This window comes from Ideonella azotifigens (assembly GCF_006519715.1).
Taxonomy (GTDB): domain Bacteria; phylum Pseudomonadota; class Gammaproteobacteria; order Burkholderiales; family Burkholderiaceae_C; genus Ideonella; species Ideonella azotifigens.
Window position 1 is genome coordinate 1 of record NZ_VIDT01000467.1, and the last position, 4,478, is coordinate 4,478.

The following is a 4,478-nucleotide window of genomic DNA, read 5'->3' on the forward strand; positions in this document are numbered from 1 at the left end:
CGCGGCGGGCAGTCGCTGGGCGTAAGGCGTCATCGCCACCAGTTCCAGCAACTGCCCGGCCTTGGCCTCGCGCTCGGCCTTGGCCACGCCTTTCATCTGCGCGCTGAAGGCCACGTTCTGCAGCACCGTGAGGTGCGGGAACAGCGCGTAGCTCTGGAACATCATCGCGGTGCCGCGTTCGGCCGGCGAGAGCTCGGTGATTTCACGGCCGGCCAGCAGCACGCTGCCTTCGGTCGGCAGCTCGTGGCCGGCGATCATGCGCAGCGTCGAGGTCTTGCCACAACCCGAGGGCCCGAGCAGGCAGCAGTAGGCACCGCCGGCAATCTTGAGGTCGATGCCTGCCACCGCCACGGCATCGCCGTAGTGTTTGACAAGGCCCACGAGTTCCAAGTCGGTGCGTGCATTCATGTGCCACTTTGTATGCAATGCGTGTGCCAGCTTGTGCACCGCCCGGCCCATGTCTTGCTGCACCAGGGCAGTGAGACAAGGGCCACGGCCCGGCCCGCACCAGCGCCAGCCGGTTTGGTGCGTCGCCCTCATTTTGTATGCAAAATCGCACCACCATGAAGCTGCTGCTGATCAATCCGAACACCACCGCGGCGATGACCGCGAACATTGCCGAGGCCGCGCGCGCTGCCGCTTCGCCAGGCACCGAGGTGCTGGCGGTGCAGCCCAGCTTCGGCCCGGCGTCCATCGAAGGCTTCTTCGACGAGGCGATTGCCGCGGCCGGCGTGGCCGAGCAGATGCGCCTGGCCGGCGACCGCATCGACGCCGCGGTCATCGCCTGCTTTGGCGACCCGGGCCTGGACGCCGCACGCGAGGCCACGCGTGCGCCGGTGCTGGGCATTGCCGAGGCGGCCTTCCATATCGCGTCGATGATCTCGACCGGCTTCTCTGTCGTGACGACGATGACCCGCACCTGCGTGATCGCCGAACACCTGCTGCACAAATACGGCTTCGAGCGGCGCTGCCGCGGCGTGCACGGCACCGACATCCCGGTGCTGGCGCTGGAAGACGGCGGCCTGGGCAGCATGGCGCAGATCGAGGACTGTGCCCGCCAGGCGCTGGCACGCGACCGCAGCGGCGCCATCGTGCTGGGCTGCGCCGGCATGGCGGGCTTGTGCGCCGCGCTGCAGCAGAAGCTGGGCGTGCCGGTGATCGACGGCGTGGCCGCCGCAGTGCAACTGGCGCAGGCGCTGCATGGCCTGGGTTTGAAGACCAGCGCGGTGGGCGACTATGCACCGCCGCTGCCCAAGGCCTACACCGGCTGGGCAGCACCGCTGGGCTGGTGAACGAAAAAGCCGGGCGAAAAAATAGGCCGGTCAGAAACCTGACCGGCCTGACTCAGTGCGACCTTCCCTGATCACGCTTATTCGCGGTTGACAGCGATGTTTGTACTTTGCCTGTAAGACCTGTTGCGAACCATCCCCCTTTGGAGGGTTCGGTAATCCTCACACTCGATGATGGCAGCGCATTTCAGCAAGCTCACGCAGCCGAGGCGCCCTGCAGGCCGAACAGTGGCGCATACCGCAGGCCGACGTAGGCATGCTCGCGCATCAGCATCTCCGCCCGGGCCGACTCGCCGCGCGCCAGCGCATCCACGATCAAGCGGTGGTGCACCTGTGCCAGGCGGATCTTTTCGTATTCGCCGGCCAGCGCCGAGCGATCGATGACGATGGAGTCGGCCGAGGCAAACGGCAGGTGGTTGTTGCGGGCAATTGCATCGGCAATCACCTGACTGCCGACGGCATGCACGATGGCGCCATGGAAGCGCTCGTTGAGACGGGACCAGCGGTCGATCTCGGGCTCGCCCAGCGTGCCGCCAGCCAGCACCGCCTCGCCCTCGGCCAGGCAGGCCTCCAGCGTCGCGCGGGTGACGGGATCCAATCCCCGCTCGGCCAGGCGGCGCGCCGCCAGCCCTTCCAGCACCCCGCGCACCTCGATGCCGCACAGCACGTCGGCTTCCGAAAACGCCCGCACGACAAAACCCCGCTTGCCCGCAGGCTGCAGCAAGCCCTCCTGCGCCAGCGTGCGGAAGGCCAGGCGCACGGGCGTGCGTGAGACCCCCAGCAGCTCGGCCACCGCCACCTCGGCCAGACGCGTGCCGGCGGCATAGCGCCCCGCCATGATCAGTTGGCGCAGCGAGGCCACCACGCTGGGCGCGCCACCCGAGGGTAAATCCCGAGTCTCAATTGGATCCATCGAAAGCCTTTTACCTTGCTGTCAACCCATCGTTTCTGCACAATTGGATCCATTCGAATGGATCCAATTGAACAGGAGACCGCCATGTTCCCTCAAAACGCCTGGTATGTGGCCGCCACCTCGGCCGAGCTGGCCGGGCAGCCGCTGGGCCGCACGATCTGCAACCAGCGCCTGGTGTTCTATCGTGGCGAGCAAGGCCAGGTGCATGCGCTGGAGGACTTCTGCCCACATCGCGGGGCGCCGCTGTCGCTGGGCCGGGTCTGCGAAGGCAAGCTGGTCTGCGGCTACCACGGACTGGAGATGGGCTGCGATGGCAAGACCGTGGCCATGCCGGGCCAGCGGGTGCGCGGCTTCCCGGCGATCCGCAGCTTCCCCGTGGCCGAGCGCCACGGCTTCGTCTGGATCTGGCCTGGCGATCCCGCGCAGGCCGACCCGGCGAAGATCCATCGCCTGCACTGGGCGGAAGATCCAGGCTGGGCTTACGGCGGCGGGCTCTATCGCATCGGCTGCGAATACCGGCTGATGATCGACAACCTGATGGACCTGACGCACGAAACCTATGTGCATGCCACCAGCATCGGCCAGAAGGAGATCGACGAGTCGCCCTGCACCACCCGGGTCGAAGGCGACGAGGTCATCACCAGCCGATTCATGCACGGCATCGAAGCCCCGCCCTTCTGGAAGATGGCGCTGCGGTCCAATGGACTGCCCGACGATCAACCGGTGGACCGTTGGCAGATCTGCCACTTCACGCCGCCCTCGCACGTGATGATCGAGGTCGGCGTGGCGCTGGCCGGCCGCGGCGGCTACGACGCGCCGGACGACTGCAAGGCCTCCAGCATCGTGGTGGACTTCATCACACCCGAAACCGATCACTCGCACTGGTATTTCTGGGGCATGGCCCGCCACTTCCGGCCTGACGACAAGGCACTGACTGCGCAGGTGCGCGAGGGCCAGGGCCGCATCTTTGCCGAAGACCAGGAAATCCTGGAGCGCCAGCAGTCCAACCTGCTGCGCTGGCCCGAGCGCAAGCTGCTGATGCTCAACATCGACGCCGGCGGCGTGCAGTCGCGCCGGGTCATCGAACGACTATTGGCCGCCGAGCAGGCCCAGGCCGCGGCCGGCCAGCCGGCCAACGCAGCCTGATGAGCGCCGCGATGAAAACCCCGGATCTGCCGCTGCTGCACGTCAGGGTGGCCCGCAAGCAAGCCGTGGCGGCCGACATCTGCGCCTTCGACCTGGTGCCCTTGGACGGCGGCACGCTGCCGGCCTTCGGCGCGGGCGCCCACATCGACGTGCACCTGGCCCCGGCCGGCGCCAGCGCATTGGTGCGCCAGTATTCGCTTTGCAACGCACCGGGCGAAACCCACCGCTACCAGATCGGCGTGCTGCGCGAGGCCAGCTCGCGCGGCGGTTCACGCACCCTGCACGATGATGTGCACGAAGGCCAGTTGCTGAGCATCAGCGCGCCCAGGAATCACTTCCCGCTGGCGCCGCAGGCCAGCCACAGCCTGCTGCTGGCCGGCGGCATCGGCATCACGCCCATGCTGGCCATGGCCGAACATCTGGCGGCCACAGGCGAAGCCTTCGCGCTGCACTACTGTGCCCGTTCACGCAGCCGCGCGGCCTTCCTCGACCGGCTGGACAGCGCACGACATGCGGCCCAGGTTGCGCTGCATTTCGACGACGAAGCGCCGGCGCAACGGCTGCAGCTGCCGGCCTTGCTGGCCGGGCAGCCGCCGGGCACCCACCTCTACGTCTGCGGACCCAAGGGCTTCATCGACGCGGTGCTGGGCACCGCACGATCGCAAGGCTGGCCCGAGGCCCAGCTGCACTGCGAGTTCTTCAGCGCCGATGCCGGCCCGCGCGACAGCGATGCCGGCTTCGAGGTTGAACTGGCCAGCAGCGGCCGGGTGGTGCAGGTGCCCAAGGGGCAGAGCATTGCGCAGGCCCTGACAGCCGCGGGCGTGCCAGTGATGGTCTCGTGCGAGCAAGGGGTCTGCGGCACCTGCCTGACCGGCGTCAAGTCCGGCCTGCCGGACCACCGCGACGCTTACCTGACACCCGAAGAGCAGGCCGCCAACGACCAGATGCTGATCTGCTGCTCGCGCTCGAAATCGGCCTGCCTGGTGCTGGCGCTTTAGGGCAATGCCTGCCGCAGCGCTGCTGCCAGCTGCAACTGCGCCAGCCGCGCCGCGGCGACGCCGCCGCCCATGCTGACGAAACCGTGGGCCAGGCCGTGGTACTCGACGATGCTCACCGCGCTGCCGGCCGCG

General features: G+C 68.0%; 5 protein-coding genes. 3 read left to right on the forward strand and 2 right to left on the reverse strand.

The window, feature by feature from the left end; genetic code table 11:
• A partial coding sequence (locus FKP22_RS22030; protein WP_141289831.1) for an ABC transporter ATP-binding protein occupies positions 1–408 on the reverse strand: 408 nt, incomplete at its 3' end.
• A gap of 155 nt (positions 409–563) precedes the next feature.
• Here FKP22_RS22030 and FKP22_RS22035 point away from each other — a divergent pair.
• The gene (locus FKP22_RS22035) at positions 564–1,292 is read left to right on the forward strand and encodes an aspartate/glutamate racemase family protein (RefSeq protein WP_141289832.1); all 729 of its coding nucleotides are present in this window, start codon (positions 564–566) and stop codon (positions 1,290–1,292) included.
• Between the two features lie 193 nt (positions 1,293–1,485).
• Here FKP22_RS22035 and FKP22_RS22040 read toward each other — a convergent pair whose 3' ends face one another.
• Positions 1,486–2,202, reverse strand: a complete 717-nt coding sequence (locus tag FKP22_RS22040; RefSeq protein ID WP_141289833.1) for a GntR family transcriptional regulator — start codon at positions 2,200–2,202, stop codon at positions 1,486–1,488.
• Positions 2,203–2,286: 84 nt separating this feature from the next.
• Between FKP22_RS22040 and FKP22_RS22045 the strand changes: the two genes are divergently transcribed.
• Together FKP22_RS22045 and FKP22_RS22050 are read left to right on the forward strand one after the other, a co-directional pair.
• Entirely contained in the window at positions 2,287–3,348 is a 1,062-nt protein-coding gene (locus tag FKP22_RS22045; RefSeq protein ID WP_141289834.1) for an aromatic ring-hydroxylating dioxygenase subunit alpha, read from the forward strand.
• Positions 3,349–3,359: 11 nt separating this feature from the next.
• Positions 3,360–4,346: a PDR/VanB family oxidoreductase gene (locus tag FKP22_RS22050; protein WP_141289835.1), complete on the forward strand. Its 987-nt coding sequence runs from the start codon at positions 3,360–3,362 to the stop codon at positions 4,344–4,346.
• The last annotated feature ends 132 nt before the right edge of the window (positions 4,347–4,478 follow it).

What these genes read in the sequence shown, in the direction of transcription:
- FKP22_RS22040 (WP_141289833.1), bottom strand. Translation starts at nt 2,202, where the DNA reads ATGGATCCAATTGAGACTCGGGATTTACCCTCGGGTGGCGCGCCCAGC.
- FKP22_RS22050 (WP_141289835.1), top strand. Translation starts at nt 3,360, where the DNA reads ATGAAAACCCCGGATCTGCCGCTGCTGCACGTCAGGGTGGCCCGCAAG.
- FKP22_RS22045 (WP_141289834.1), top strand. Translation starts at nt 2,287, where the DNA reads ATGTTCCCTCAAAACGCCTGGTATGTGGCCGCCACCTCGGCCGAGCTG.
- FKP22_RS22035 (WP_141289832.1), top strand. Translation starts at nt 564, where the DNA reads ATGAAGCTGCTGCTGATCAATCCGAACACCACCGCGGCGATGACCGCG.